Source organism: Methanolobus vulcani (assembly GCF_900100715.1).
GTDB lineage: Archaea > Halobacteriota > Methanosarcinia > Methanosarcinales > Methanosarcinaceae > Methanolobus > Methanolobus vulcani.
This window is the reverse complement of record NZ_FNCA01000001.1, coordinates 333,423-358,823: the sequence shown is the minus strand read 5'-3', so window position 1 is coordinate 358,823 and position 25,401 is coordinate 333,423. Positions and strand designations below refer to the sequence as shown.

24 protein-coding genes and 1 CRISPR repeat array are annotated in these 25,401 nt (G+C 41.4%); of the genes, 22 read left to right on the top strand and 2 right to left on the bottom strand.

The window, feature by feature from the left end:
* The first annotated feature begins 7 nt into the window (after positions 1-7).
* From casB to BLP52_RS01520, 7 genes are all read left to right on the top strand, one after another.
* Positions 8-448 (top strand): type I-E CRISPR-associated protein Cse2/CasB, encoded by a 441-nt coding sequence (casB, locus tag BLP52_RS01550; RefSeq protein ID WP_091708092.1) that lies wholly within the window; start codon positions 8-10, stop codon positions 446-448.
* 3 nt (positions 449-451) lie between these two features.
* Positions 452-1,585 (top strand): type I-E CRISPR-associated protein Cas7/Cse4/CasC, encoded by a 1,134-nt coding sequence (gene cas7e / locus BLP52_RS01545; RefSeq protein WP_091708090.1) that lies wholly within the window; start codon positions 452-454, stop codon positions 1,583-1,585.
* A 15-nt stretch (positions 1,586-1,600) separates the two neighbouring features.
* Entirely contained in the window at positions 1,601-2,290 is a 690-nt protein-coding gene (gene cas5e, locus BLP52_RS01540; protein WP_091708088.1) for a type I-E CRISPR-associated protein Cas5/CasD, read from the top strand.
* Positions 2,277-2,888 carry a type I-E CRISPR-associated protein Cas6/Cse3/CasE gene (gene cas6e / locus BLP52_RS01535; protein WP_162272920.1) on the top strand — a complete coding sequence of 204 codons (612 nt, stop codon included), beginning with the start codon at positions 2,277-2,279 and terminating at the stop codon, positions 2,886-2,888. The genes cas5e and cas6e overlap by 14 nt, the downstream gene beginning before the upstream one ends.
* A gap of 25 nt (positions 2,889-2,913) precedes the next feature.
* Entirely contained in the window at positions 2,914-3,825 is a 912-nt protein-coding gene (gene cas1e / locus BLP52_RS01530) for a type I-E CRISPR-associated endonuclease Cas1e (protein WP_091708084.1), read from the top strand.
* Positions 3,806-4,090 (top strand): type I-E CRISPR-associated endoribonuclease Cas2e, encoded by a 285-nt coding sequence (gene cas2e / locus BLP52_RS01525; protein ID WP_091708082.1) that lies wholly within the window; start codon positions 3,806-3,808, stop codon positions 4,088-4,090. Before cas1e ends, cas2e begins: the two co-directional genes overlap by 20 nt.
* Before the next feature lie 134 nt (positions 4,091-4,224).
* Positions 4,225-5,595: a CRISPR direct-repeat array (repeat unit 29 nt; unit sequence GAGTTCCCCACACACGTGGGGATGAACCG).
* A 96-nt stretch (positions 5,596-5,691) separates the two neighbouring features.
* A complete protein-coding gene (locus tag BLP52_RS01520; protein WP_091708080.1) occupies positions 5,692-6,990 on the top strand; it encodes an MFS transporter in 1,299 nt (432 codons plus the stop codon).
* Positions 6,991-7,030: 40 nt separating this feature from the next.
* Here BLP52_RS01520 and BLP52_RS01515 read toward each other — a convergent pair whose 3' ends face one another.
* Positions 7,031-8,404 (bottom strand): dihydrolipoyl dehydrogenase family protein, encoded by a 1,374-nt coding sequence (locus tag BLP52_RS01515; RefSeq protein ID WP_091708387.1) that lies wholly within the window; start codon positions 8,402-8,404, stop codon positions 7,031-7,033.
* A gap of 82 nt (positions 8,405-8,486) precedes the next feature.
* Positions 8,487-8,693, bottom strand: a complete 207-nt coding sequence (locus BLP52_RS01510; RefSeq protein WP_091708078.1) for an MM0924 family protein — start codon at positions 8,691-8,693, stop codon at positions 8,487-8,489.
* Positions 8,694-8,869: 176 nt separating this feature from the next.
* On the opposite strand from BLP52_RS01510, the gene BLP52_RS01505 reads away from it, so the two are divergent.
* The 15 genes from BLP52_RS01505 to mtaC all read left to right on the top strand — a co-directional run bounded on the left by BLP52_RS01505 (position 8,870) and on the right by mtaC (position 25,393).
* Entirely contained in the window at positions 8,870-9,412 is a 543-nt protein-coding gene (locus BLP52_RS01505; RefSeq protein WP_091708076.1) for an Hsp20/alpha crystallin family protein, read from the top strand.
* A gap of 118 nt (positions 9,413-9,530) precedes the next feature.
* Entirely contained in the window at positions 9,531-11,567 is a 2,037-nt protein-coding gene (locus BLP52_RS01500; protein WP_091708073.1) for an ATP-binding protein, read from the top strand.
* A gap of 128 nt (positions 11,568-11,695) precedes the next feature.
* The gene (locus BLP52_RS01495; RefSeq protein WP_091708071.1) at positions 11,696-13,198 is read left to right on the top strand and encodes a homocysteine biosynthesis protein; all 1,503 of its coding nucleotides are present in this window, start codon (positions 11,696-11,698) and stop codon (positions 13,196-13,198) included.
* 2 nt (positions 13,199-13,200) lie between these two features.
* The gene (locus tag BLP52_RS01490) at positions 13,201-13,593 is read left to right on the top strand and encodes a 4Fe-4S binding protein (RefSeq protein ID WP_091708069.1); all 393 of its coding nucleotides are present in this window, start codon (positions 13,201-13,203) and stop codon (positions 13,591-13,593) included.
* 37 nt (positions 13,594-13,630) lie between these two features.
* Positions 13,631-14,344 carry a UPF0280 family protein gene (locus tag BLP52_RS01485; protein WP_091708386.1) on the top strand — a complete coding sequence of 238 codons (714 nt, stop codon included), beginning with the start codon at positions 13,631-13,633 and terminating at the stop codon, positions 14,342-14,344.
* A gap of 164 nt (positions 14,345-14,508) precedes the next feature.
* The gene (locus BLP52_RS01480) at positions 14,509-15,429 is read left to right on the top strand and encodes a mechanosensitive ion channel family protein (protein ID WP_091708067.1); all 921 of its coding nucleotides are present in this window, start codon (positions 14,509-14,511) and stop codon (positions 15,427-15,429) included.
* A 165-nt stretch (positions 15,430-15,594) separates the two neighbouring features.
* Positions 15,595-16,740, top strand: coding sequence for a pyridoxal phosphate-dependent aminotransferase (locus BLP52_RS01475; RefSeq protein ID WP_091708065.1), 1,146 nt, complete (start codon positions 15,595-15,597; stop codon positions 16,738-16,740).
* Between the two features lie 183 nt (positions 16,741-16,923).
* A complete protein-coding gene (locus tag BLP52_RS01470; RefSeq protein ID WP_091708062.1) occupies positions 16,924-17,415 on the top strand; it encodes a metal-dependent transcriptional regulator in 492 nt (163 codons plus the stop codon).
* A 214-nt stretch (positions 17,416-17,629) separates the two neighbouring features.
* Complete coding sequence (locus BLP52_RS01465; protein WP_091708060.1) at positions 17,630-17,872, top strand: FeoA family protein; 243 nt, start codon at positions 17,630-17,632, stop codon at positions 17,870-17,872.
* 85 nt (positions 17,873-17,957) lie between these two features.
* Positions 17,958-19,955 (top strand): ferrous iron transport protein B, encoded by a 1,998-nt coding sequence (gene feoB, locus BLP52_RS01460; RefSeq protein WP_091708057.1) that lies wholly within the window; start codon positions 17,958-17,960, stop codon positions 19,953-19,955.
* Positions 19,945-20,454, top strand: a complete 510-nt coding sequence (locus BLP52_RS01455) for a hypothetical protein (RefSeq protein WP_091708056.1) — start codon at positions 19,945-19,947, stop codon at positions 20,452-20,454. The genes feoB and BLP52_RS01455 overlap by 11 nt, the downstream gene beginning before the upstream one ends.
* Positions 20,451-20,723, top strand: coding sequence for a hypothetical protein (locus tag BLP52_RS01450; protein WP_091708054.1), 273 nt, complete (start codon positions 20,451-20,453; stop codon positions 20,721-20,723). Before BLP52_RS01455 ends, BLP52_RS01450 begins: the two co-directional genes overlap by 4 nt.
* A 266-nt stretch (positions 20,724-20,989) precedes the next feature.
* Positions 20,990-22,609 carry a methylamine methyltransferase corrinoid protein reductive activase gene (locus BLP52_RS01445; protein ID WP_091708052.1) on the top strand — a complete coding sequence of 540 codons (1,620 nt, stop codon included), beginning with the start codon at positions 20,990-20,992 and terminating at the stop codon, positions 22,607-22,609.
* 35 nt (positions 22,610-22,644) lie between these two features.
* On the top strand, positions 22,645-23,778 hold the full coding sequence (locus BLP52_RS01440) for a GTP-binding protein (protein WP_091708050.1): 1,134 nt from the start codon (positions 22,645-22,647) through the stop codon (positions 23,776-23,778).
* 853 nt (positions 23,779-24,631) lie between these two features.
* Positions 24,632-25,393 carry a methanol--corrinoid protein MtaC gene (gene mtaC / locus BLP52_RS01435; RefSeq protein WP_091708048.1) on the top strand — a complete coding sequence of 254 codons (762 nt, stop codon included), beginning with the start codon at positions 24,632-24,634 and terminating at the stop codon, positions 25,391-25,393.
* Positions 25,394-25,401 lie beyond the last annotated feature (8 nt).

The following is a 25,401-nucleotide window of genomic DNA, read 5'->3' as shown; positions in this document are numbered from 1 at the left end:
TTACATTATGGAAAAGTTTACTGAACTTCATCAACGTTTCTGGGAAACGCTGGATAATGGACAACGTGCAGAAATAAGGCGTGCTTCAACTCCTGGTGATCTGGAATGTTTGCCAGCATTTTATCATCTTATAGGATACCAAAATCCAGGATATATAAAACAACTGGCACGCGTAGCTTTCCTTTTACCGTTTGCTGAGAAACATAGTGAAAATGCCAAGCCTTTAGGCAGGCAACTCAACGATGGAAAAATCAGTGAGAAACGGATTTTTCAGATTGTCCGTTCAAGCTCACCAAATGATCTGGTTCAATTGCGTCGTGCTGTACAGCAAGCCAAACTAAAGAGCATCGATTGGGATGCATTTGGTAAAAGCCTGTTCTATTGGGGAGAAAGATCAAAAAAACAGCTTGTTCAAAATTTCTTTATTTATACTAAAGAGGAGGAGTAAATCATGGATGAAAAGAATTATGTCAACTACCACATTTTGATTTCGCACAGTCCATCCAATCTTAACAGGGATGACATGAACATGCAGAAAACCGCTGTATTCGGTGGGATAAAAAGAACGCGCATATCAAGTCAGAGTCTAAAGAGATCAATGAGGCACTCAGACTACTACAAAAACAACATTGGAATGCCAAGTGACAGAACCAGACAATTAGGAAAATTGACTGCAAAGTATGTGGAAGCTTTGAAAGACAAGTATGGTGAAAACTTGGTAAAATCTGTTATGTCATTGATTTCTGGTGAATCAGAGATCAAGGAGAACACTCAATCTGGTGCAGTTGCAGCGTGGACTATCTCTGAAGTGGAGCAATACTGTCAGTTATATCAACAGTTACAGGAGCAATTCCCGAATGAAAAGGAATTCGGAAAGGAATGGAAAAATGCAACAGATAAAAAGAAGCTTCTCGATGATAAAACAAAGGTTAAGCTGTTTCGTGAAGCATTACAAAATGGTCAGGACATAGCCTTATCCGGAAGAATGGCCACTTCAGGAATAATGACCATCGTGGATGCTTCTCTTGCAGTTGCACATGCAATCACAACACACACTGTAGATACTGATATAGATTGGTTCACTGCTGTTGATGATCTGAATCAGGAAACTGGAGAAACCGGTTCAGCTCACTTAGATACAACTGAATTCAGTTCAGGTGTGTTCTATCGATATGCAAGTTTAAACCTCAGGCAGCTACAAGAAAACTTGGGTGATGTAGACCGTGAGCAGGCACTGGATATTGCTTCACATGTCCTGCATATGCTGGCAACAGTCGTGCCATCTGCCAAACAAAATGCTTTTGCAGCTTTTAACCTCGCAGATTTCGCACTTGTCAGTTTTAGTGATCAACCAATATCATTAGCAAATGCTTTTGAAAATCCTGTCAAAGCAAGAGGAAACGGATTCATGGAGCCTTCAATTAATGCCTTGCTGGATTATCATAAGACTATTTCCAGTGCTTATGGCTTAACAGATGACAAGAAAGCCCTCTTCAGTACAAAGGAATGCAATTTAGAAACTGCAACGAATATGGGTGCTGATCTCTCAAAGCTCAAGGAATGGTTAAAAAATAATGGAAATTAAGCCGGGATGTGAACCATGCAAGAATATTTAATAATAAAGTTGCAGGGTGCAATGCAATCCTGGGGTGGGCATACCTTTGAGGATTATCGCCCAAGCCACATATTTCCTACCCGCAGTGCAGTTGTCGGGTTATTGGGTGCTTGTCTGGGTATAGACAGATCGGATATTCAAAGTCGAGCAGATTTAAATGCAAGTTTTGAGCTTTTTGTAAGGGCTGATCGCCGTAAGCTCAAAACAGAGCATTTTGGCCGTATCAAGGAAAAGCCATTAAGAATGCAAAAATTGACAGACTATCATACTGTCCTTGATGCCCGCAAAGTCGATGGAAGCTCGCGATCTGATGCAATTATTTCTTATCGCGAATATCTGTACGATGCTGAATTTACATTAGCTTTAGCTTTTAGAGATGACGCAGTTTACACTCTGGAAAAGGTAAAGGAAGCTATTCAGAAACCATATTATACTCCAGTTCTGGGGCGTCGGTCATGTCCTATACATCGCCCTTTATTTGAAAAAATAATATCCGCTGAAAATGTCCAGCAAGCATTGGACCAGATAGAGCCAAAACAAGGCACTCTGTACAGCGAGCAAAAGATAACAGGTTCATCACCCATGCAAATCCGTGATGTTCCTATTCAAGACCCGGTGCGACAGTTTGCTACACGAACAATATACATTCTAGGAGATGAACATGTACTTCAGTAAGTGGTTGCTCAAATCCAATAAACCGGTAAATCCATATCGATTACACAAAATAATATGGCAATTGTTCCCTGATCAAGCCGATGCTGAACGTTCCTTTTTATTCAGAATTGAAAACACCAGACAAAACTGTGAACAACACATTTTCTTGCAATCCCTCTCTCAGCCACAAGCAACATCCGAGGAACTGATTATGTTAAGAGAACCAAAGGAAGTTCATTTTGACTTAAAAGCCGGAAATAGCTATAGATTCATGTTGTGTGCGAACCCAACTAAAAAAATCAATGACAAAAGTGGCAAGGACAAAAGAAACCAAGGAAAAGTAAGAGTGCCTCTTATTCATGATGAGGAAATTGTAGCATGGATTAAAAGGCAGTTAGAGGGTAGTGCAGAAGTAGATTCCGTTGAACTGGTTCACAAGAACTTGCTTCGTTTTTATAAGAATAAATCTGGAGACCGGCATGTTGGCAAGATTCAAACTGTAACTTTTTTAGGAGTTCTAACTGTAGAAAATCCGGAATTATTGATTGCTAAAATAGCAAATGGAATTGGTCCTGCTAAATCTTTTGGATGTGGTCTCTTAACTCTTGCAAAAATCTGATTCATTTGAATGAGGTGTTAATCGAATGCTTCCAAAACTAAAACCAATAACAATAAAAGAACGTTTTTCACTGCTGTTCCTTGAAAAAGGCGAACTTGATGTAGTGGACGGGGCGTTTGTCATTATTGATAAGAATGGCGTACGTTCACAGATTCCTGTAGGGGGAATTGCCTGCTTAATGCTTGAACCTGGTACAAGAGTATCCCATGCAGCAGTAACACTTGCAGCACGTGTTGGCTGTCTTTTGATATGGGTTGGAGAAGCTGGTGTCAGACTTTACTCAGCAGGACAGCCGGGAGGTGCACGTGCAGATAGGTTGTTGTATCAAGCAAAGCTTGCCCTTGATGATGATATGAGAATCAGAGTTTCCAGAAAGATGTATGAAATTAGATTCAATGAGCCAGTGCCTGAAAATTACAGTATTGAACAGATGCGTGGAATGGAAGCAGCACGTGTTAAAAAATTATATCAGTTGTACGCCCAGCAATACGGTGTCGAATGGAAGGGACGTAGTTATGATCCGGAAGACTGGGACAGTGCAGATGTACAGAACAAATGTCTGAGTTCTGCAACTTCATGTATTTATGGTGTAACGGAAGCGGCAATTCTTGCCGCAGGTTATTCTCCTGCTGTAGGCTTCATTCATACTGGAAAACCCCGTTCTTTTGTGTATGACATTGCAGACCTTTTCAAGTTTGAAACTGTAATCCCCGTTGCTTTCAGGGTTGCATCTGAGAAACATACCAATTATGAAAGGGCTGTAAGACTTGCCTGCAGGGATGCATTCAGGGAAACAAGACTGTTGAAGAAGATAATTCCTGCTATTGAAGATGTTCTTTCGGCAGGTGGAATTGATATCCCGGATACACCTAAGGATCAATGGCCACCGGCAATTCCAAATGAAAGGAGTATTGGCGATGTTGGTCATCGTGCTTGAGAATGCACCCGACAGGCTGCGTGGACGTCTGGCCTTATGGTTATTAGAGGTTCGTGCAGGTGTTTATGTTGGTGATTATTCAGTAAAGGTAAGAGACATGATTATTGAGAACATCGAAGCAGGTCTTGAAGATGGAAATGCGGTCATTGTCTGGAACTATCCTAATGAAGCAGGTTATGATTTTATTACAATGGGCGAAAACCGCCGTATTCCGAAGGAAATGGATGGGGTTAAGTTAATATCTTTTTTACCTGATACTAAATGATTAGGTGTTTTATGTTCATGATTTTTACTGATACAGATGTCAAACATGTGGATGTTTCACTCAAATCCCATAAAACCTTGATAATAAAAGAAGACGGAAGCCTATTTCTTTATTGATTACATAAATGATGCACAGAGTTCCCCACACACGTGGGGATGAACCGTCATAACACACAACAACAGATCATCACCAAACGAGTTCCCCACACACGTGGGGATGAACCGAATGTGCCAGGTATCAAAAGTCAAGTATCAGAGAGTTCCCCACACACGTGGGGATGAACCGTACTATTCTCTTATGAGTTCATCACCGTAAAAGAGTTCCCCACACACGTGGGGATGAACCGCCTGTTCGGGTGACAGATGAAACCGTGACTGCGAGTTCCCCACACACGTGGGGATGAACCGAACTTCATAAATGAAATTAACCTTGATTCCGAGAGTTCCCCACACACGTGGGGATGAACCGTATTTTCAGGATAGGCTCTTACCTATTCCTCCGAGTTCCCCACACACGTGGGGATGAACCATAAAATATCTGGCAAATGGGATATGTTCTACCGAGTTCCCCACACACGTGGGGATGAACCGGTTCAAGGATGCTGTCTTGATCAAAGTAATACGAGTTCCCCACACACGTGGGGATGAACCGCGTAGGTCTGGACGAATTACATGCTTTTTTTGGAGTTCCCCACACACGTGGGGATGAACCGTGGCTACAAACTACGAAATTCCATATATCACAGAGTTCCCCACACACGTGGGGATGAACCGATTTGGCTATTTCCCGTATGATCCTAAAAACAGAGTTCCCCACACACGTGGGGATGAACCGACCGTTTCACGCCCTCAGAGCGACCTGTATAAGAGTTCCCCACACACGTGGGGATGAACCGGAACTATTCAAGATTGGGCGACCTCAGAGGCAGAGTTCCCCACACACGTGGGGATGAACCGAGTTTGGCGACTCTGGGACAAATTACTCTATAGAGTTCCCCACACACGTGGGGATGAACCGACATTTTAATTTTAATAGGGGTCGGCATACTGGAGTTCCCCACACACGTGGGGATGAACCGCACAACTAATAAATTACAATAATAATAATAAAGAGTTCCCCACACACGTGGGGATGAACCGACATCTTTCAGCGGCTCTATTATCGCGAAACAGAGTTCCCCACACACGTGGGGATGAACCGTGATAGCGTGTTATATTGTATTTGCGGCTCTGGAGTTCCCCACACACGTGGGGATGAACCGTTATTACAGTACCGGACGCCTTATTTGCTCTGGAGTTCCCCACACACGTGGGGATGAACCGTTCACAGTTGCAAATATTGACGTAGATCCAACGAGTTCCCCACACACGTGGGGATGAACCGTACCTTCTTCAATTGACTCAAGACATTCCCGCGAGTTCCCCACACACGTGGGGATGAACCGTCATCTGAAGAAGTATATTGCAACCTATGCGAGAGTTCCCCACACATGTGGGGATAAATCAAAAACAGTATAGTTTATAATCTATGTTTAAAAGAACGGACTAATTTCCTCCTCTCAAAAAAATCATATACTAACCGCACCCTAAAATTATTAATAAATGTCAGACGAGAAAGGAACAGATGTATCCATATACCCTCTTCTCATGGTGAACTTTATCGGGACCATGGGAATAAGTCTAGTTCTTCCTTTCCTGATTTTTCTAGTAGAGAGATTTGGCGGCAATGCTCTTGTTTATGGGCTTCTCTCCTCAATGTACCCTTTTTTCCAGTTAATAGGTTCACCTCTTCTTGGAAAATGGTCTGATATCTACGGCAGGAAAAAGATCCTGTTCGTCAGCCAGGCCGGAACTCTGCTGTCATGGATATTGTTCTTTATAGCGCTCTTTGTACCTGTAACAATTTTGACCAATATAGACTCAGGTCTTCTTGGTAAATTCATGATCACTATTCCCTTGTTAATGCTCTTCTTTGCAAGAGGTCTGGATGGTCTGACCGGTGGCAATGTTTCTGTATCTAATGCATATATTGCCGATATAAGTACAGATCAGACCCGCAGCAGTAATTTCGGTAAACTTTCAATATCCACAAATCTCGGTTTTATTCTGGGACCGGCACTTGCAGGTATTCTGAGCGTGACAGTCTATGGAGAAGCACTTCCGGTTTTGGCTGCCATTTTGATCGCTCTTGCAGGGTTGATAATGATAGCATTGTACATCCCTGAGACTCGAAAAAATAAACCAGATGCTAACAACGATCCTGGAAATGTCAATTCAAGGTCAATTAATGTGACCAGTCCCAATGTAAATCACAAAAAAGGTATCAGGGATGTCTGGAAAATGACAGATCTTCGTTTGATGTTCATCATTTATTTCCTGATCTTCCTGGGATTCAATACATTTTACACTGCATTTCCGGTCCATGCAGCCAATTATCTCCAGTGGAGCATAGCAGAACTGGGTTTCTTTTTTTCATTTTTGAGCATCGTGCTTGTAATCGTTGAAGGGCCTGTGCTTTCATACATATCTAAAAGGTCAAGGGATTCCACAATGATAATTGGTGGAAGTTTCATTCTTGGCCTGAACTTTGTAGTACTGACATTTGGAACCACATTCCTAACCTATGTAGCAGCAGTATTGCTGGCTCTTGGAAACGGTCTGATGTGGCCGTCAATACAATCCATGCTTGCAAGACTTGCAGGAAAAGATGACCAGGGACTGGTTCAGGGAGTTTCAGGAAGTGTCATGAGTTTTGCCGGTATCTTTGGCCTGATAGGAGGGGGCTTTGTTTATGGGCTTGTCGGAAGATGGTCTTTCATTCTAACTGCAGCTATAATAGGCTGTGTAGTTCTTCTTTCCATGCGCCTGCGCTCATTTGATGCACCTGCCGGTCAGGAGTAATGTCTAAGAAGAAAAAAGAACAGGAACAGGAATCCTGTGTTCACCTTAGCATGTATTTCACATCATAACTGTTAGCAGGATATGCATACATTGCTTCTCTTACCTGCGGCAGTGTGAGTCCTGCTTTTATTGCCAGAGTGAAGATGTTAATTACATCATCTGCCCCGGGTCCGATAAGGTGTGCGCCAACTATCTTTTCCGTGTCCTTTTCAATAATTACCTTGGACACAGAGTATCCAAGGTTTGTTCTTCTTGCAGAATAGAGTTTACTAAGGTCACTGGTGATCACTTTGTGTTTATCTGTGGCATTTTTCTCTAATAATCCAACTGCTGCAAGAGTTGGAATTGTAAAAACTGCGGATGCAATCCCTGTATAGTCTGCTGTATGTTTGTTGCCTTTAATAATATTAGAAGCAAGCACATTTGCCTGAAGACTTGCAGTCGGGGTAAGTGCAGGTCCGGGTAGAATACAGTCACCGGCAGCATAAACCGCAGGATTTGATACACTTTGCAGATACTCGTTCACTGCAATTGCACCATGCTCTATTTTCACTCCGCCTTTTTCGGCTTCAAGTCCTTCAATGTCAGGAACTCTTCCAAGTCCGTGAACAACCATGTTGCATTTATGGCGAACTTCTTTTTGGGACTTCTTGTCATAAGTGACAAGTTCAAGTTCGGAAGCAATCTCATTTGATACGTCACTGTTTTCGTGTTTTATTATCTCTCTAAGTTCCTGTCCGGTTATGACTTTGATACCTGCCTTTTCCGATGCTTCCACAAGTATGCTTACAAGGTCCTGATCAAAGTTCTTGAGCAGATTCTCGCCTCTGTGTATTATAGTTACATCTGCACCGGCTCTTGCAGCTATATGGGCAAATTCAAATGAGATATATCCGCCACCTGCAAAGATCATCTTATCAGGCAATGCTTTCAGGTCAAGGAATTCATCACTTGTAGTAAGGTACTCAGAACCAGGTATCTCTATTTTTCTTGAGGTTGCACCAATTGCCAGTAATATATACTTTGCAGACACGAGTTTTTCTCCCACAAGCAAAGTGTGATGGTCGTGGAAGCTCACCATGCCATGATATGTGTCAATACCTGCTTTTTTGAAAGCTGCTTCTTTCGGGTCGGTAAATGAGTGGACCAATTCATCTTTGAAACTGATCATATCTGCCCATTCAAGTTTAGGATCACAATTGACACCTTTGCCATGCATGCGTATTCCACCGTCCACAATTTCCGATGCACCGCTAAGTATTTTCTTTGGGATACAGCCGTGAAATGCGCATATACCTCCAAAGCCTGTTTTATCTGCAATGGCAACTTTCATCCCTGCAGCTTTGAGCTTATATGCTATTGAAGAACCTGCGACTCCTGTACCAACTATAAATGCATCGTAATCCATGTTCATTGTCATGACTCCAGTAACTGGTCTTATTAAAAAAGACTTACATAAGATTATAATTTTCCTGTCAAAAAACAGGAACTAAGTTTCAGGAATCTTCATCATACTTTATTGTGATTATACTGTCAACAGAGATGTGAGAATAGCGGTCTTTAGTTATCTCAAGGGTCAGCACGCCATCGCTGCATGCCTTGACATTTCCGCGGAATGTGAGGATACCTCCGCAGTATACTATAACATCCTTTCCAAGTAAATGTTCGACAATAAAAGGTTGAATTCTTAACCTGTCTTCCATCTGGATCTCCTGCTCTGCTGTCCTGTATTTATAAATTATATTGACACGGTTAATATAAGTATTGATTGCTGTTTTTTATATAAACCGAAGCTGAATTTCCCCTCCCAAAAGAATGAAATAGTTCCCAAAGAATAAATAGTGCGACTTCTATCTACCTAGCAAAGCGGAGTATATCTATGGCTGACAAAAGAAAAAAGAGAGGTTTTTTTGACGATATCTTCAATGAAGGCAGTTTCACAGATATAGAAGATATTATCGATCAGATGATGGAGAGGTTCGGTCTTAACTTCGAAGATTTTGAAAAGCAGCCATTCTTCTATGGTTTTTCAGTTTCCCGCCATCCTGGGGAGGAGCCTGAGATAAGGGAATTTGGAAATGTCTTCTCTGATGATGAAGATGAGGACGATGAAGAAGAATCCATTATACAGCAGTTCAGGGTAAATGAAAGAAAACCACTCATGGATGTATTTGAGATAGATGATAAAGTGCATGTCATGATCGAGCTTCAGGATGTTGACAAAGAGGACATCGATCTTAATGTTACTGAGACATCACTTGAGATCAGCGCAGAAAATGAAGATGTAGTGTATGAGGAAAGTATCGATCTTCCTTCCAGCGTTGACCCGGATTCTGCAAAAGCAAGATATCGCAATGGTGTCATTGAGATAATAATGGACATGAAAGAGCTGGGTGTTGCCCGCTCTGTGCATATCGATTAAAGCCGTCCGGCTTTTATTATTTTTTGATTATCTGTTTTTATGCTTGCTGACCACAATGTATTTATGAACTACGAGTATACCATAGTTGGTCTGCTGAAATATAATAAGTGGGATGTAAATGTCTGGGAGTTCAGAAAACATACACGACCCGTTCCCGCAATTGATGTTACAGAACATCGATCAGGATCTGTTCACCAGGTTAAATATAGGGGTTATTTATCTTGATGAACATAACAGAGTGTTTTGTTCCAACAAAGCGGTGGGTGACCTTACAGGTTTCACGGCTGAAGATATCTTAAATCTAAGCCACACCGAGCTTTGCTGTGATACCTTTAATGATTATACTTCTCTGTCAGATTTCTTTTTATCATCACAACCTTTGGACAAAAGTGGCAAGTCCTGCAAATTCCACATAGCAGATAAGCAGGGTAATATCAGATACCTGTTATGCGATATGTTTCCGTTTCCTGATGTTTATCAAATCAAAGGTGGAAAAATATGCATTATAAGGGCAGATACTACGCCAAATACCAATGAAAATCAAAAATCCTTTGATAAATACAAAATTGAAAATATGTATCTCAGGGAAAAAGTCCTTTCAAAACTCGGAGAAAAGGCTCTCTCATGTACTAATATTAATTTATTAATGGATTATGCACTAAAAATAGCAGCAGAGACCCTAAATGCAAAATATTCTCTAATAATGGAACTACTTCAGGATGGTAAATTCCTGCTTAGATACGGATATGGTTTTAGTGAGTGGTGCGTGGGCTCAGCGCTTGTGGATAAGGACCTGGGTTCTCCTGCAGGTTACACGGCTTTTACCGGCAGACCTCTGGTTGTGGTCGATATGCGTACAGAGGATAGATTCCTGATCCCTCGTTTTCTTCATGAGCATAATGTTGTGAGCAGTGTCACTGTGATAATTGGTGACAGAAAAGATATGTATGGTGTGCTGTGCGTACACACGGACAGGCAACGAAAATTCACAGAGCATGATATCAATTTCTTACAGTCTGTTGCTAACATCCTTGCTGAATCTATCAAACTCCGTGATTCTTTCAAGTCACTGGAACTTTACAGGAATCTCATAAACCAGTCCAATGATCTTATTATGGTTCTCAACGCGGTGACAAAGAAGTTCATCTATGTTAATGACAAGGTGTTTCATGATCTTGGTTACACGGAAGCTGAGGTACTGGAACAGGATGTCTTTGATCCCGGATGTTTTATAACCGGGCATGATATGCAGGAACTGATCGGTCAGGTAGCTGAAAAAGGAAGTCTTGTGGTTGAATCTGAACTACTGAGAAAGGATGGTTCATTGCTGTCTGCTGAGATAAGTCTTGCATTTGTCGAAAATGAAGGTACCACATATATAGTGTTAATTGGCCGTGATATCAGTGAACGCCGCATACTTGAACATGCAATAAGGGAGCGTGCAAGGCAGCTTGAATATTCCAATGAGCTCAAGGATATGTTTGCAGATGTAACAAGCCATGATCTTATAGGTTCTATCTCCTTGATAGAAGGATTTGCAGGTTATCTTGAGGAGATGGAAACTGATGAGGAAAAAAAGCATCTTCTGGGGCATGTTGTAAGCAGTACAGCTAAATTGAAGAAAACAATAGATTCTGCTACTGTATTTGCCAGACTTAACTGTGCATCTGATATGAACATTGAGGAGCTTGATCTTCGTTTGATCTATTATAGTGCCCTTGAGAGGATGTTGTCAAAAGTTTCTCCTAAAAATATAAATGTTGAGCTTGATTCACCCAGGCAGTGCAATGCGCTTGTTAACCCGATAATTGAAGAAGTATTCTACAATCTGCTTTCTAATGCTATCAAATATTCTCCAGAAGGTGCCACAATTATGGTGAATATTGAAATGATGAATGTTGATCCTCAAGATCGCAAGTGGAAGGTCAGCATATCAGATGAAGGCCCGGGAATTTCTGATAAGGATAAGAAAAAGATATTTGACAGGTTCAGGAGAGCTGACACTTCACATGTGAGTGGTCATGGCCTGGGACTTGCAATTGTCCGTATGGCGTTGAAATGTCATGGTGAGGATATTCATGTTGAAGATAGTTATACCGGGGTTGGCACTACTTTTTGGTTTACCGTTTCTGCAGCTGACAGAACTGAATCATAACTTTAATTAGTAAGTGCATAGATAAATTGAAGTTCATTATTGTTTCTGAACGGTATCTGTAATAACTAATTACCATAAGTAATATATAGGTGCCAAAAAATTACTGTTATGCTTTAGAGGTATATGGCATGGTTAAGAAAACAATTCATGAGATCAATGGCAAGATCAGAGATGGAAGTGTCAATGTTGTCACTGCCGAGGAAATGGTTCACATTGTAGGTGAACTCGGTGCAGAAGAGGCTGCTAAGGAAGTTGATGTTGTAACTACCGGGACATTTGGTGCGATGTGTTCATCTGGTGTCTGGTTGAACTTCGGTCACTCGGAACCACCTATAAAAATGCAAAAGGTCTTCCTCAATGACGTGGAGGCATATACCGGTGTTGCGGCAGTTGATGCTTTCATAGGTGCAACACAGATCTCTGAAACCCTTGGCATGGATTACGGCGGTGCCCATGTGATTGAAGATCTGATAAGAGGCAAGTCCGTGCATCTTCATGCAATGTCCCACGGAACGGACTGTTATCCAAGGAAGGTTCTCGACACTACGCTTTCCCTTGATGACATGAACCAGGCCATTATGATGAACCCTCGCAATGCATATCAGAAATACAATGCTGCAACAAACAGTACCCGAAGCACGATACACACTTACATGGGATCATTACTTCCATCCTTTGGAAACGTCACATACTCAGGAGCCGGCGTTCTTTCACCTTTGTCAAATGACCCGGATTACATGACCATCGGTACAGGCACAAGGATATTCCTTGGAGGTGCCCAGGGTTATATAGTTGGAGAAGGAACACAACATTCTTCCGGCGGAGGATTTGGTACTCTGATGGTTCAGGGTGACCTCAAGAAAATGAGCACTGATTATATCCGGGCTGCAAATTTTACAGGTTATGGCACTTCACTTTATGTTGGAATGGGTGTTCCTATCCCAATACTGAATGAGCAGATAGCCCAGGCAACTGCGGTGAGTGATGCAGGTGTGACAACCAAGATACTGGATTACGGCATACCAAGCAGGGACAGACCAGCAATGCGTGATGTAACATATGAGGAACTTCGCAGTGGTTTTGTAGATATTAATGGTAAGGAAGTCCCGACATCTTCACTTTCAAGTTTTAAGAAATCCAGGATAATTGCCAATGAACTTAAGGACTGGATAGCAAAGGGTGAGTTCTTTGTATCCATGCCTGTTGAGAGACTTCCAAAGGACATCTCGGCAAAACCTATGAAGCAGACAGAAGGTATTGCTATTGTTTCAGATATTATGGCTGTCAATGTAGTGACCATAAACAAGGATGCCAGTGTCTATGATGCTGCCAAGATCATACAGGATACTTCATTTAACCATCTTCCTGTGTTGAATGATGATAAGACCCTGGCAGGAATAATTACTGCATGGGATATCGCAAAGGCGGTTTCTCTCAACAAATTCGATCTTGTGGAAGATATAATGACCCGCAAGGTCATAACTTCAAATGCAGATGAACAGGTGGCTGTAGTGGCAAGGAGGCTTGACCTGAATGAGGTTTCTGCTATGCCGGTCATTAACAAGGATAGGCATGTCATAGGTATGATAACCAGTGATGATATCAGCAAACTGTATGCCAGGAGGTCATAGATTTGAAGATCAAGATTAATATTTCAAGTGAGATACTCACAAAACCAATTATGGCGGAAGCGATACTGGAAACTGGTGTACTGCTGAACATATCACAGGCACATTTTGACCGTTCACATGGTGAAGTGGTTGCAGATGTTGACTCTGATAAGTTCGATCTAATGTGCAAATCCCTGACAAACCGGGGTGCAGTGGTTATAAAACTGGATGTACCTATCAAATGGGACGAGACTGAATGTGTTGAGTGCAGTGCCTGCGTTTCGGTTTGTCCAACCAAGGTTTTCTCTCTTGCAGAAGATTTCAGTCTGGTTGTAGATGATAAGAAATGCATTCAGTGTGGAACATGTGTAGATATGTGTCCTCACAATGCGCTATCACTTGGAAACAACAAGTGATACATTCTTCTTTTTTTACAAATCCGGATTCAGTAGCATGAAAGAGTATTTCAGGCTGAAGGAGACCATTGTTACAATTCAGGCAGACTCTGAAGTCTATATTGAAGTTGCCCGTGGATCAATAAGAGAAAATCGCAGGGAACTTGAATCATATATTGCATATGACCCTTTTTTCCAGAGTACTCTTGAACCCTATGATTACAATAATGATTTTCCTGAAGTTGTCAGGAGAATGATCAATGCAGGAAATGCTATGGGCATCGGACCCATGAGTGCTGTGGCAGGTACTATATCTGCTCTTGCAGTAGAGGCCATGGTTGATGCCGGGGCGAAATTCGCTATTGTTGATAATGGTGGTGACATTGCTATTATCAATGACAGACCTGTGCTTATGGGCATCTATGCAGGAAATTCTTCACTGAATAACCTTGGTTTTGTAATGGAACCCCGTGATTCTATTACAGGCGTTTGTACTTCTTCAGGTAGTGTCGGTCCTTCCATCAGTTTTGGAATGGCAGATGCTGCTGTGGTATTCTCAGATAATGTATCTCTGGCCGATGCAGCAGCAACAGCCCTTGGAAATGCAACGGATATTGGAAGGGATGCTGTTGAAGGTTCTTTTGATGCTGTAAAGAACGTTGAAGGAATAAAAGGTGCTATTGTAATTCAGGGTGAGTTCATGGGTTTCTGGGGAGATGTGCCAGATATTCAAAGAGCTGATGTAAAATATGAATGCATCACCAAAGGCTAAAACTCTTTCCTCTTTTTTTGTAGTGCGTTTTTACAAATATTAATTATGTAGATATCCTCTCTATAGATTCTGCTATGTTTATATAGGATGGCAAGAAATTTTTTAATGGAAAACGGGGCAGAACCAGCAATTACGGTTCTGAAATAATATTAAGGAGGAACAATATGGCAGCATCGCCAATACTGGATAGTGTATACACTATGCTCGACAAGATGATCGCTTTTCTTCCGACTTTAATAGCTGTAATAGTGCTATTGATAGTTGGAATGATTGCAGGAAAGGCTTTGGGTAAGATCGGGTCGAAAATACTCGACAAGATCGGACTTGATGACCTGATAGACAAAACATCTCTTGGAAAAATGATCGAGAGGACTAATATCACCACAGTGGAGTTTTTTGATGCCACAATCAGATGGTTCGTTTATTTTGTTTTCGCTGTGATAATCATAGATCTTCTTAATGTACAGATAGTTGCAGATTTCATTACGCAGATAATTCTTTATATACCTATAATACTTTCAGCTGTAGTTGTTCTTATTATAGGTCTTCTAGTCGTTGATTTCCTTGCAAATCTCGTAAAGAACATCCTTGTAGCTTCAGGACTTGATGAACATATTTCCAGAACGAGTCTTGGAAGTTCCATGGATGCAAGCGGCCTTAGCGCTTCGGGACTTATTGCCCTTATTGTTCAGGTCTTTGGTTACCTGTTGTTTATCATGGCAGCCCTGAATATTCTCAAACTTAACATCATAGCAGGAGTAATAGCCGCAATACTGGCGTACCTGCCAAATCTGTTCGCAGGTATTCTGATACTCCTGATAGGGCTGCTGTCCATCGATCTGTTTGCAGATTACATCGGCAGCCTGCTTGAGAACATGAATGTTCAGGGTACTAATATATGGGTTCCGGCTCTGAGGGGTTTCCTTGCATTTGTTGTCATTCTGCTGGCACTGGATGCTATGCTTATCGACACAAGTATATTTTATATACTCATAGGTCCACTTGCATGGGGAATCGCAGTTGTCGTGGCATTCAAATGGGGTATAAAGGACGCACTTGTGGAATATGCAAAAGCAAGAAAATGACATGTTAAGACGCTTTTCAATACAGGTTATTATAGAATGTTAATGCTGGCATCTTTGCCAGTGTTTTTCTCTCTTTTGGAACAAAAATCTTTTATTGTACCGGTTCAATCCTGAATCTGTTTATTTTCTGTAATGCGTACACAGTTTGCGCGGACGATGAGTAACATGTTATCCGAAAAAGTTGCAAACATTCCTCCGTTTTATGTTATGGAGGTACTGGAAAGGGCACAACAGCTTGAAGAAGAGGGCAAAAGCATAATTCACCTTGAGATAGGTGAACCTGATTTTCCAACGGCTTCGCACATATGTGATGCTGCAAAGGCTGCAATGTGTGCAGGTAATACAAAATACACTCACAGCCAGGGACTTGTAGAACTCAGGCAGGCTATTGTAAAAAGCTATAAGGAAAAATTTGATGTAGACATCGATCCTGGTCAGATCATTGTCACATCAGGTACAAGTCCTGCAATGCTTTTGCTTTTCCTTGCGCTCATAGACCAGGGTGATGAGATAATCATGTCAAATCCTCATTATGCATGTTATCCGAACTTTGTGACAACTGCCGGTGGTGTACCGGATTTCATTTACACAAATGAGGATAACGGGTTCATGTTACAGCCAGATGAACTTGCCGCACATATCAATCCTAAAACAAAGGCAATTCTGATCAATTCGCCATCCAATCCTACGGGTCAGGTGTTGCCCGCAGAGACCCTAAAGGGAATCGCGCAGGTTGCAGGTGATGTGCCGATCATATCCGATGAGATATATCAGGGACTTGTTTATGAAGGTGAGGATCATACTATATTAGAGTACACTGACAACGCTTTCGTACTCAATGGTTTCTCAAAGCTCTATGCTATGACCGGCTGGAGACTTGGATACCTTATCGCACCTAAGCAGTATATCAGAACTTTACAGAAGGTGCAGCAGAACCTGTTCATTTCTACGAATTCCTTTGTCCAGTACGCAGGTATGGCTGCTCTTGAAGGTCCGCAGGAGCAAACACAAGAAATGGTGAAGACCTATAATAAGAGGCGCCTCTATCTTATTAAAAGGCTTAGAGATATCGGCTTTGACATAAAGGTTGAACCTAAGGGTGCTTACTATGTTCTTGCAGATGCCCGTAAGTTCGGTGAGGATTCACTTGCACTTAGCAGGCAGATCCTTGAGGATATAGGGGTTGCAGTTACTCCTGGAATTGATTTTGGACAGGGTGCAGAAGGTCATTTGCGATTTTCCTATGCTAACAGTCTTGATTATATAAAAGAAGGCATGGACAGGCTGGATAAATACCTGAATAAAGAATGATGTTAATGCAGCATTGTTCTGCATTTTTCATCCGATGTCTATTTACTTATTTTTATATTACCTATTTTTTGTAGGTGAAATTGGTAAACTTAAAATACTACCTGTAGTATACAAAATTATAGCCTACAATTATTAGATTGATAGGCAACCTGTTTATCAAATCCATAAAAGGTAGTTTTTGAAATGACAACTGAGAGAACTGAAGATTATCTGAAGGTCATCGAGAAGATAATTGAAAGAAAAGGCTATGCGCAGGTCAAGGATGTTTCAAGGGAGCTTGAGATAAGTTCTCCAAGTGTCACCGGAATGTTCAAGAAACTTACCAAGATGGGTTTCATTAATTATGAAAAGTATGGTGGTGTCACACTTACTCCTGAAGGGGAAAAGATTGCTAAGTGTACCATGGAAAAACATGGTGTGATTAAGGACTTCTTACTAATTCTTGGTCTTGATAAGGAAATTGCTGATCAGGATGCCTGTAAGATAGAACATGTTCTGGCACCTGAGACTTTTGAAACGCTCACTAAGTTCGTAGAGTTCATGAACATGAAGGACGAATGGCCATACTGGCTGGACCATTTCAATTATTATTGTGAAACCGGCGAGTATATTGATTGCAGTCCGGCTGCAAAGGACACATGTCCTATTCATGGCAAAAATCATAACAAGAAGTAATTTTTAATAAATTGCTGTTGAAGTTACCTTCCTTTTTTCCTTTTTGTGTTTTCTTGTGCTTTCTTTTAACTATGGTTTGCGATCTGGTTCTAACAGTTATAACTCTAAATGGGAATATCTTTTGTTTTTTGTATACTGAAACAAATTAGGCAAGGCGAAATTGCTATATACAAAAAACTGATTAGAGCTACCATTAAAAAGGACAGGGAATGACTTGAGCGAAGATCACGAGACCACACTGGATACGTTAAAACCCGGAGAGAAGGCCCGGATAACAAAGGTGAGGGTCAAAGGTACTGCAAGGCGAAAACTAATGGATATGGGAATGGTTGCAGGAACTGAGATCGAACTTGTCAGGAATGCTCCTCTTGGAGACCCTATGGATTATAACATAAAAGGTTATCACCTGTCCATTCGCAAAGAAGAGGCAAAACAGATATTCATTAACAAGCTATGAACGGGCTATTTTCCAAAGCTTTTAGATGTTTTGTGCCCATTATCGTATATTGTAATTACATTATAACTGTTCCTGAGGATATTTCATGGAAGGCAGGAAAATAAAGATAGCATTAACAGGAAACCCTAATGTGGGTAAGACCACGCTTTTTAATGCGCTAACAGGTTCCAGGCAACATGTGGGTAACTGGCCTGGTGTCACCGTAGAAAAAAAGAGTGGCAGGGTCTCATACAAAGATTATGACATTGAGGTAATAGACCTGCCGGGTACGTACAGTCTTACTGCATATTCCATGGATGAGATCGTTGCCCGTGATTTTATCATTGAGGAAAAGCCGGATATTGTCATTCAGGTGGTGGACGCGTCCAACCTTGAACGGAATCTCTATCTCACAACACAGCTCATGGAACTTGGTTCTGAGATCCTCATTGTACTAAACATGTGTGATATCGCAGAGGAAAGAGGCGACCGTATCTATATAGAGAAGATGGAAGAGCTCCTTGCAACCCCTGTGATAAGAACCGTTGCAAGCCAGAAAAAAGGTATATGCGACCTGCTGGATAGGGTTATTGAACAAAAAGAGATCCAGCAACATCATGGGCATGAGATCGGGTATGGTACCGAGATCGAAGACAAGATACTTGAGATCGAGAAAGTTCTTGCTGAGGACGAAACACGAGACACACGTTATCCTCTCAGATGGATTAGTATACGTCTTCTTGAAGGTGACAGCAATGTCCGTGAGAAGATTTCAAAAAGTCCGGTCTATGATCGGGTAATGCAGATAATAGATTCCATTGACCAGGAAGAATATGAGGCTGAAATAGCTGATAAGCGCTATCTTGCAATCAATACAGTTTTTCCTCAGATGTGCACCCGGGCAAATGACAAACTTACTAAATCCGATATGATCGACAGGGTGCTTACTAACAAGTACCTTGGTATTCCGATATTCTTAGCACTTATGTGGGGTGCATTCGAGCTGACATTCGCTTTTGCGACCCCTTTCATGGATATGATAGACCTTGCATCAACATGGTTTGCAGAGTATGTATCATCCAGTTTGCAACCTGCATGGCTCGCATCCCTTGTAGGTGATGGTATAATTGGCGGTGTGGGTGCTGTGCTTGTATTTGTGCCTAACATCTTCATATTGTTCTTCCTGCTATCATTGCTTGAAGGAAGCGGTTATCTTGCCCGGGCAGCGTTTATCATGGACAAGCTCATGTATAAGATAGGTATGCACGGCAAGTCATTCATCCCTATGCTCATGGGATTTGGGTGCAACGTGCCTGCTATAATGGCTGCAAGGAGCATAGAGGACGAAAAGGACCGTCTGATCACTATATTAGTAGTTCCCTTTGTTTCATGCGGAGCAAGATTACCTATATATGTACTGTTTGCGGGAACTTTCTTTGGCAGGCAGGCAGGAACTGTAATATTCGGTATGTATGTGCTGGGTATTGTTATTGCGATAATATCTGCAAAGATACTCAGGACGACAGTTGTCAGGGGAAAACCAGCGCCTTTTATCATGGAGCTTCCACCTTACAGGGTTCCCACTCTTAAGACCAGTTTTATTCACATGTGGGACAATGGTTTCATGTACATCAAGAAAGCTGGTACTATTATATTAGTAGGTGTTGTGGTTATCTGGGCGCTTGCATCCTTCCCCTGGGGTGTGCAATATGGAAGCGAGAATAGTTATGTAGGCTTACTTGGTCATGCTGTGGAACCTCTGCTCAAACCTCTAGGCTTTGACTGGAAGATCTCGGTTGCTTTGATATTCGGGCTTGTTGCCAAGGAGATCGTTGTTGCGTCAATGGGTGTTCTTTACGGGGCAGGTGACAATTCGAATGTGCTGAGTGACAGGCTGATCGCAGATTCAGGTATGACTGCGCTTACTTCTCTTAGCCTCATGGCTTTCAGCTTGCTTTACATGCCTTGTGTGGCAACAGTGGGAGTTATCAGAAAAGAGACGGGTTCCTGGAAATGGACTCTGTTTGCCATTTTCTATGGAATAATAGTGGCATGGATAACAGCATTTACAATATACAAGGGAGGTGTTCTACTTGGATATTAATGGAACAGTAGAAGAGAAACCAGATACAAATGTGCCTATGGTTTTTTCAGTGATCTGTGGTTCTCTATATATTATTCTGGGTTTGCTTCAGATGGCATCTGGAGCAGGCAGGATATTAATTGGTACGGATTTCAGTATTCCACTTGCCGGAATTCTTCTTGTTCCTGCGGATCTCATAGGAGCTTTTGTCCTGTTACTTATTGGTACCGTGTTCATTTATGGTGTCATGGAAATGCGTTCAGGCATCTATGAGGGTATATCCTATGCTTATGTGGGGATTCTTCTTGCACTGATATTCGCAATTATATACTTGCTTGTGAGTACAGGCAATATGCTTGAGGCTTATCTTCTTAAGAATGTGGAATTTGCAGGCTGGACACCTCTCAGTGATATGAGGCCCGGTATTTATCTTGCAATTCTTCCGCTTTTTGCCTATATAAAATGGAAGGATTTTTTTGAACCAATCTCCGGAACTAACATTAGGATGGATCTAAAATGATCAAAGAAACGCTAAAAGTCCTTTTCATTGATAATTGTACACTTCAGGAAGCTGCAGAAAAGCTTGGTGTAAAGCAGAGTGATATCAAAGACAGACTGCTTATGCTGCAACATATGGGATATGTGCAGGAAATATGTAATAACTCAAGTCCCAAGTCATCTGCATGTTGTTCATGCACCGCGGCGTCTTCTTGTTCTGGTAGTAATGACATCTCCGGTTCGAAGGCATATCAATTGACTGAAAAAGGTGAAAGGATATGCCGCAACTAATTAAACACCATTGCTAGGCTTCATTTCTGTTTTTTAAGTGTTTACAGAAATGTGAATACTGAATATTTTTATTATAATTGTTATTCATGCAATATCATCTATGCTGCCGGATATCGCACGGTACTGTTAAATTACAGCGGTTTTAAGATGTACTTCAATCAGTTTAAATAATGACAATCAGACACAAAAAATACCGCAACATATATTTTTAAGTTCGGACACAGATACTACGTTATTAAATTTAAAAGGAATTAAAAGGGATTCAAATGAAACTTGGAGTTGCAATAGACATAGGTACCAGTGGTATCAGAGCACAGAAAATTGACCTTGACACTGGTGATATCCAGAAAACAGTTATCACTCTCCGTAACCCCCTCCCTGGGGCAAATGTTATGGATCACCTGGACTTTGCCATCACTTATGGTCTTGATCTTGCTCAGGGTCTGCACGTCAATGCTGTAAAGCATGTTATAGAGACATTGGGAGTTAAGCCGGAAGAACTGGAAAGAATGTCCATTTGTGGAAACCCTATACAGCTTTCAATTTTCCAGGGAATCCCAATCGATGACCTTGCTTATGCAGGAGAAAGGAAGAAGGAAAAGCTCAACATCAAGGAATCTGACAGAAGTGCCAGGATCATTGACTGTTCTGAGATCAAGGGACTTGATGTATATCCAAACGCTAAGCTTGTTGTTCCACCTGCAATCAGACACGAAGTTGGTGCTGATGCACTTGCACTTATCATAAAATCAGGATTCCTTGACACAACAGAAACAGCCATTGCAACTGATTACGGAACAAATGCAGAAATGGCTCTTATCCATGAAGGAACAATCTACACAGGTTCCGCAGCAGCAGGTCCTGCTCTGGAAGGTCAGCAGATCAAATATGGTAAGCTTGCATCACCATTTGTTGTTTCAGATGTTGAATTTGAGGGCAATAACATGCGCAACTATGTACTTGATGAAGAGATGAACACCGTCAAGGCCGAGTTGATCAACCCTAATAATGGTGATATAATCGAAGAAGATTCCATCAAAGCAAAAGGAATCACAGGTACAGGTGTTATCGCAATTCTTGAAGCAGGAATGAAGAACGGAATTATCACCCTTCCAAAGATCAACACACCAGACCACATCCTTTACCTGCAGAATAAGATCAAGTTCTTTGAGAAGGACGTTGAAGCAGCCGGTCTTGCTATTGGTGCTATCCGCGCAGGACACCTTGCACTCTGTAATGCAGCAGGAGTAGAGGTTTCCGATGTTAAGAAAGCATACATGTCCGGTGCTGCAGGTACCTATATGGATGCTATCAAGGCACACCAGGTCGGTATGGTTCCATTTGATGTTGACGAAGTAATTCAGATAGGTAACACTTCACTTATCGTTGCAAGAGAGATCCTTCTTTCAGAGGATAGGCTCTGGGAACTCCAGGACATTGCAGCCAAGATTGTCAGCAACCATGTAATGTTTGCAACTGATCCTGCATTTAAGGAAGCATACATCCAGGAGATTTCATACTGGACAGAAGGAATGCCTTTTAAGATGCTCAAGAAGTTCCTCAAGAAGAAGGGACTGCCACAGATCGATCTGCCTGAAAAGGCAACAAAGGTCAACAAGGTCGTTGAGAAAGATATTCCGGTACTTGGTCCGGAAGGACTTCAGGTTCTTGAGCAGGTCGGTACATATCTGACAATGAAGGTCAATTGTCCTGAGTGTCCAAAGTGTATCAAGGTCTGTCCTAACGATGCCATAACCATTGATGATGAGGGTGTTGTTATGATCAGTTCTGACCTTTGTGATGGTGCAAACTGTAAGAGATGCATCAATGCATGTCCAAAGGATACTTTCAAGTGGGAGAATCTGGTCGTTCTTGAGCAGGCTTAATAGCCTTCTCTTTTAATTTTTAGAAGGAATTGAATATGAAAATACTTGTTGTTGGTGGATTTTTAGGTAGTGGAAAAACATCCACCATTATACGACTGGGTAAGGAATTCAGTGAAGCCGGTCAGAAAGTTGCTGTTATTGTCAATGAGATAGGTGAAGTTGGTCTTGACGGAGACGTCATTTCCAAGTACGGTCTTGATATGACCGAACTCACAAGCGGATGTATTTGCTGTTCTCTTAAGGTCAATATGAAAACAACATTGACCATTCTTAACAAGGATTACCATCCTGATATCATATTAATAGAACCAACTGGGATAGCCTTCCCGCAAATCATCAAGAATGAGATCGATCTGATGGATCTGAAGGATACTACCGTACAGCCTCTTGTCACACTTATAGATGGTAGCAGGTTCAAGCAGCTAATGAAGGAAGCAAAGAACTTTGCTATGCGCCAGATCATCGATGCTGAGATCTTATGTATTAATAAGGTTGACCTCATTGATGAGATACGCATACCTATCCTTGAGACTTCTGTCCAGCAGCTTAATCCCAAGGCAAAGGTGCTGTTGCTTTCTACTTCCAAGGAAGATGGGCACTGGTATGAATTCGTTGAGCTTGCAATGGGAGATGTGCCCAGCCAGCATGGACATCATGTGTTGAAAACTACAAGTCCTGAGACAGAGGTTATTGATGAGACAACAGGAAAGGCTGTTGAGCAGACTCTGGATTCTATCGAGGCTTCGGGTATTGCAAGTTATGCCACAGAGTTCCTGCTTGATGGACGGATATCCACAGAGCTTGCCCAGGCAACTGCAAAAGATATCATGACTGCCCTTAAGTCCAGGGTAATAGAGCTAAGTCCTGAATTTGTGGGGCACATTAAGCTCTTCATTGAATCCGGTTCTAATACTGTAAAGACCAATCTTACGGCATATGATCAGGATATTACCATGGAAGTCATTGATACGGAGACCGGGCAAGTGCCCAGACTCAAGATTCTCTCGGCAGTTTCCAGTATTGATCATGATAAGCTTGTGAATCTAGTAAATGATACTATTTCTGAAAAGCTGGGCGACCAGAAGATAGGTTTCAAGCACAATAAACCTCATGACCACGATCATAGTCATGGTCATGTCAAACCAATAGATCTAGTCAATAACAATTGATTATGACAAATAACTGCAGCAATTCCTTTTGCTGCTATCTTTTTTATTACTTTTATCCATTATTTTGTTAAGATATTATTTTATATTCATGGTTTGACGAATCATTTTCTATCTTTATTTTGTAAGGCATTTATCCAAATTTATGTCATATATAAGTATAACGCATAACATGTAAGTTTGCTATCTGTTACATTTTCTATCATTAGTTCTATTGTACACTTCGACTTTTGACGATACTTAAATCGAACGGTTAACAATTACTAAAAAAAATCTAAACTCTTCTCGGTGTCTAAAATAATTTGTATATCATCTAAATTATACATGTTTATTCTTCATACAGTCAAAAGAAAAAAAGCAAATGCTATTTTATATTAATCTATTAAAACAAATCACTTTCAACAAGCTAACTTTAGTTATGGGTGCAAAAATGGAAAAATCGTGCACCTATATTTAAAGTTAACCGTAACTTTCAATGTTTATTTGGCAATTCTATACACAAAATTATACAAATACCGGTTTACATCCTAAATATAATCAGGCATTTTGTCTCGTATTAGTCATAAAAAATGAAGTCTGGTAGTACTGTATAAAAATATATCTCTCTATAACATGGTTTTATTTTTATAAATATCCAAAACCGCTAGGTTTATATAGCTATCTAGAATACGTGGTTATGTGGAAAGATGAAGTTAGCAAATGACTAAAACATGTTAGCAAATGGTTGTGGAGACTTTTGCTAAGAGTTAAATGTCATATGACAACTGATATCCATCTGCTGTAATGTACATACTTCGTTTGATGTATGCTAGCGTTTCAGTAGGAAGTCAATCTAGATCTAAGGAGGTAGAATTAGATGGATGTAGACCCAAGCAAAATATTAGTTAGGTACAATGTTGCTAAAGAAAAAGCACAGACACCTGAAGAGATGGCAGCTGAGATGTATCCAAGCACAGAGCCTGCAAAGACTATTTGTGCTGCAATCTTTGATGGAGAAGAAGACGACGTAATCGAAGGCCTTGAGAAGGCAATCGAGGGCGGAGCAGACGCTGTAAAGCTCATCGATGATGTGCTGATGGTAGGAATGAAGATCGTCACAGACTTATATGACCAGGGTGTCATCTTCCTGCCAAACGTTATGATGTCAGCAGATGCAATGCTCGAGGGTATCGAGTACTGTAAGGAACAGGGTGGCGCAGCACCAAAGCCAAAGGGCAAGGTAGTATGCCACGTAGCAGAAGGTGACGTACACGACATCGGTAAGTCAATTGTAGCAGCACTCCTCAGAGCAGCTGGTTACGAAGTAGTTGACCTTGGCCGTGACGTACCAGTAGATGAAGTTATCGCAGCTGTAAAGAAGGAAAGCCCAATGATGCTCACCGGTACAGCATTGATGACAACAACAATGTATGCATTCAAGGAAGTCAACGACAGACTCCTCGAGTCCGGAATCAAAGTACCATTCCAGTGCGGTGGCGGAGCAGTTAACCAGGACTTCGTTACACAGTACGAACTCGGTGTATATGGTGAAGAAGCAGCAGACGCACCAAAGATGGCAGACGCAATCCTTTCAGGAAAGGGTCTTGCACAGCTGAAGGAGCAGTTCCACAAACACTAAAGAGGTGA

Bases quoted from the DNA above. Each gene is read 5' to 3' on its own strand.
- casB (WP_091708092.1), top strand. From the start codon at position 8: ATGGAAAAGTTTACTGAACTTCATCAACGTTTCTGGGAAACGCTGGAT.
- cas7e (WP_091708090.1), top strand. From the start codon at position 452: ATGGATGAAAAGAATTATGTCAACTACCACATTTTGATTTCGCACAGT.
- cas5e (WP_091708088.1), top strand. From the start codon at position 1,601: ATGCAAGAATATTTAATAATAAAGTTGCAGGGTGCAATGCAATCCTGG.
- cas6e (WP_162272920.1), top strand. From the start codon at position 2,277: ATGTACTTCAGTAAGTGGTTGCTCAAATCCAATAAACCGGTAAATCCA.
- cas1e (WP_091708084.1), top strand. From the start codon at position 2,914: ATGCTTCCAAAACTAAAACCAATAACAATAAAAGAACGTTTTTCACTG.
- cas2e (WP_091708082.1), top strand. From the start codon at position 3,806: ATGTTGGTCATCGTGCTTGAGAATGCACCCGACAGGCTGCGTGGACGT.
- BLP52_RS01520 (WP_091708080.1), top strand. From the start codon at position 5,692: ATGTCAGACGAGAAAGGAACAGATGTATCCATATACCCTCTTCTCATG.
- BLP52_RS01515 (WP_091708387.1), bottom strand. From the start codon at position 8,404: ATGAACATGGATTACGATGCATTTATAGTTGGTACAGGAGTCGCAGGT.
- BLP52_RS01510 (WP_091708078.1), bottom strand. From the start codon at position 8,693: ATGGAAGACAGGTTAAGAATTCAACCTTTTATTGTCGAACATTTACTT.
- BLP52_RS01505 (WP_091708076.1), top strand. From the start codon at position 8,870: ATGGCTGACAAAAGAAAAAAGAGAGGTTTTTTTGACGATATCTTCAAT.
- BLP52_RS01500 (WP_091708073.1), top strand. From the start codon at position 9,531: ATGTCTGGGAGTTCAGAAAACATACACGACCCGTTCCCGCAATTGATG.
- BLP52_RS01495 (WP_091708071.1), top strand. From the start codon at position 11,696: ATGGTTAAGAAAACAATTCATGAGATCAATGGCAAGATCAGAGATGGA.
- BLP52_RS01485 (WP_091708386.1), top strand. From the start codon at position 13,631: ATGAAAGAGTATTTCAGGCTGAAGGAGACCATTGTTACAATTCAGGCA.
- BLP52_RS01480 (WP_091708067.1), top strand. From the start codon at position 14,509: ATGGCAGCATCGCCAATACTGGATAGTGTATACACTATGCTCGACAAG.
- BLP52_RS01475 (WP_091708065.1), top strand. From the start codon at position 15,595: ATGTTATCCGAAAAAGTTGCAAACATTCCTCCGTTTTATGTTATGGAG.
- BLP52_RS01470 (WP_091708062.1), top strand. From the start codon at position 16,924: ATGACAACTGAGAGAACTGAAGATTATCTGAAGGTCATCGAGAAGATA.
- feoB (WP_091708057.1), top strand. From the start codon at position 17,958: ATGGAAGGCAGGAAAATAAAGATAGCATTAACAGGAAACCCTAATGTG.
- BLP52_RS01450 (WP_091708054.1), top strand. From the start codon at position 20,451: ATGATCAAAGAAACGCTAAAAGTCCTTTTCATTGATAATTGTACACTT.
- BLP52_RS01445 (WP_091708052.1), top strand. From the start codon at position 20,990: ATGAAACTTGGAGTTGCAATAGACATAGGTACCAGTGGTATCAGAGCA.
- BLP52_RS01440 (WP_091708050.1), top strand. From the start codon at position 22,645: ATGAAAATACTTGTTGTTGGTGGATTTTTAGGTAGTGGAAAAACATCC.
- mtaC (WP_091708048.1), top strand. From the start codon at position 24,632: ATGGATGTAGACCCAAGCAAAATATTAGTTAGGTACAATGTTGCTAAA.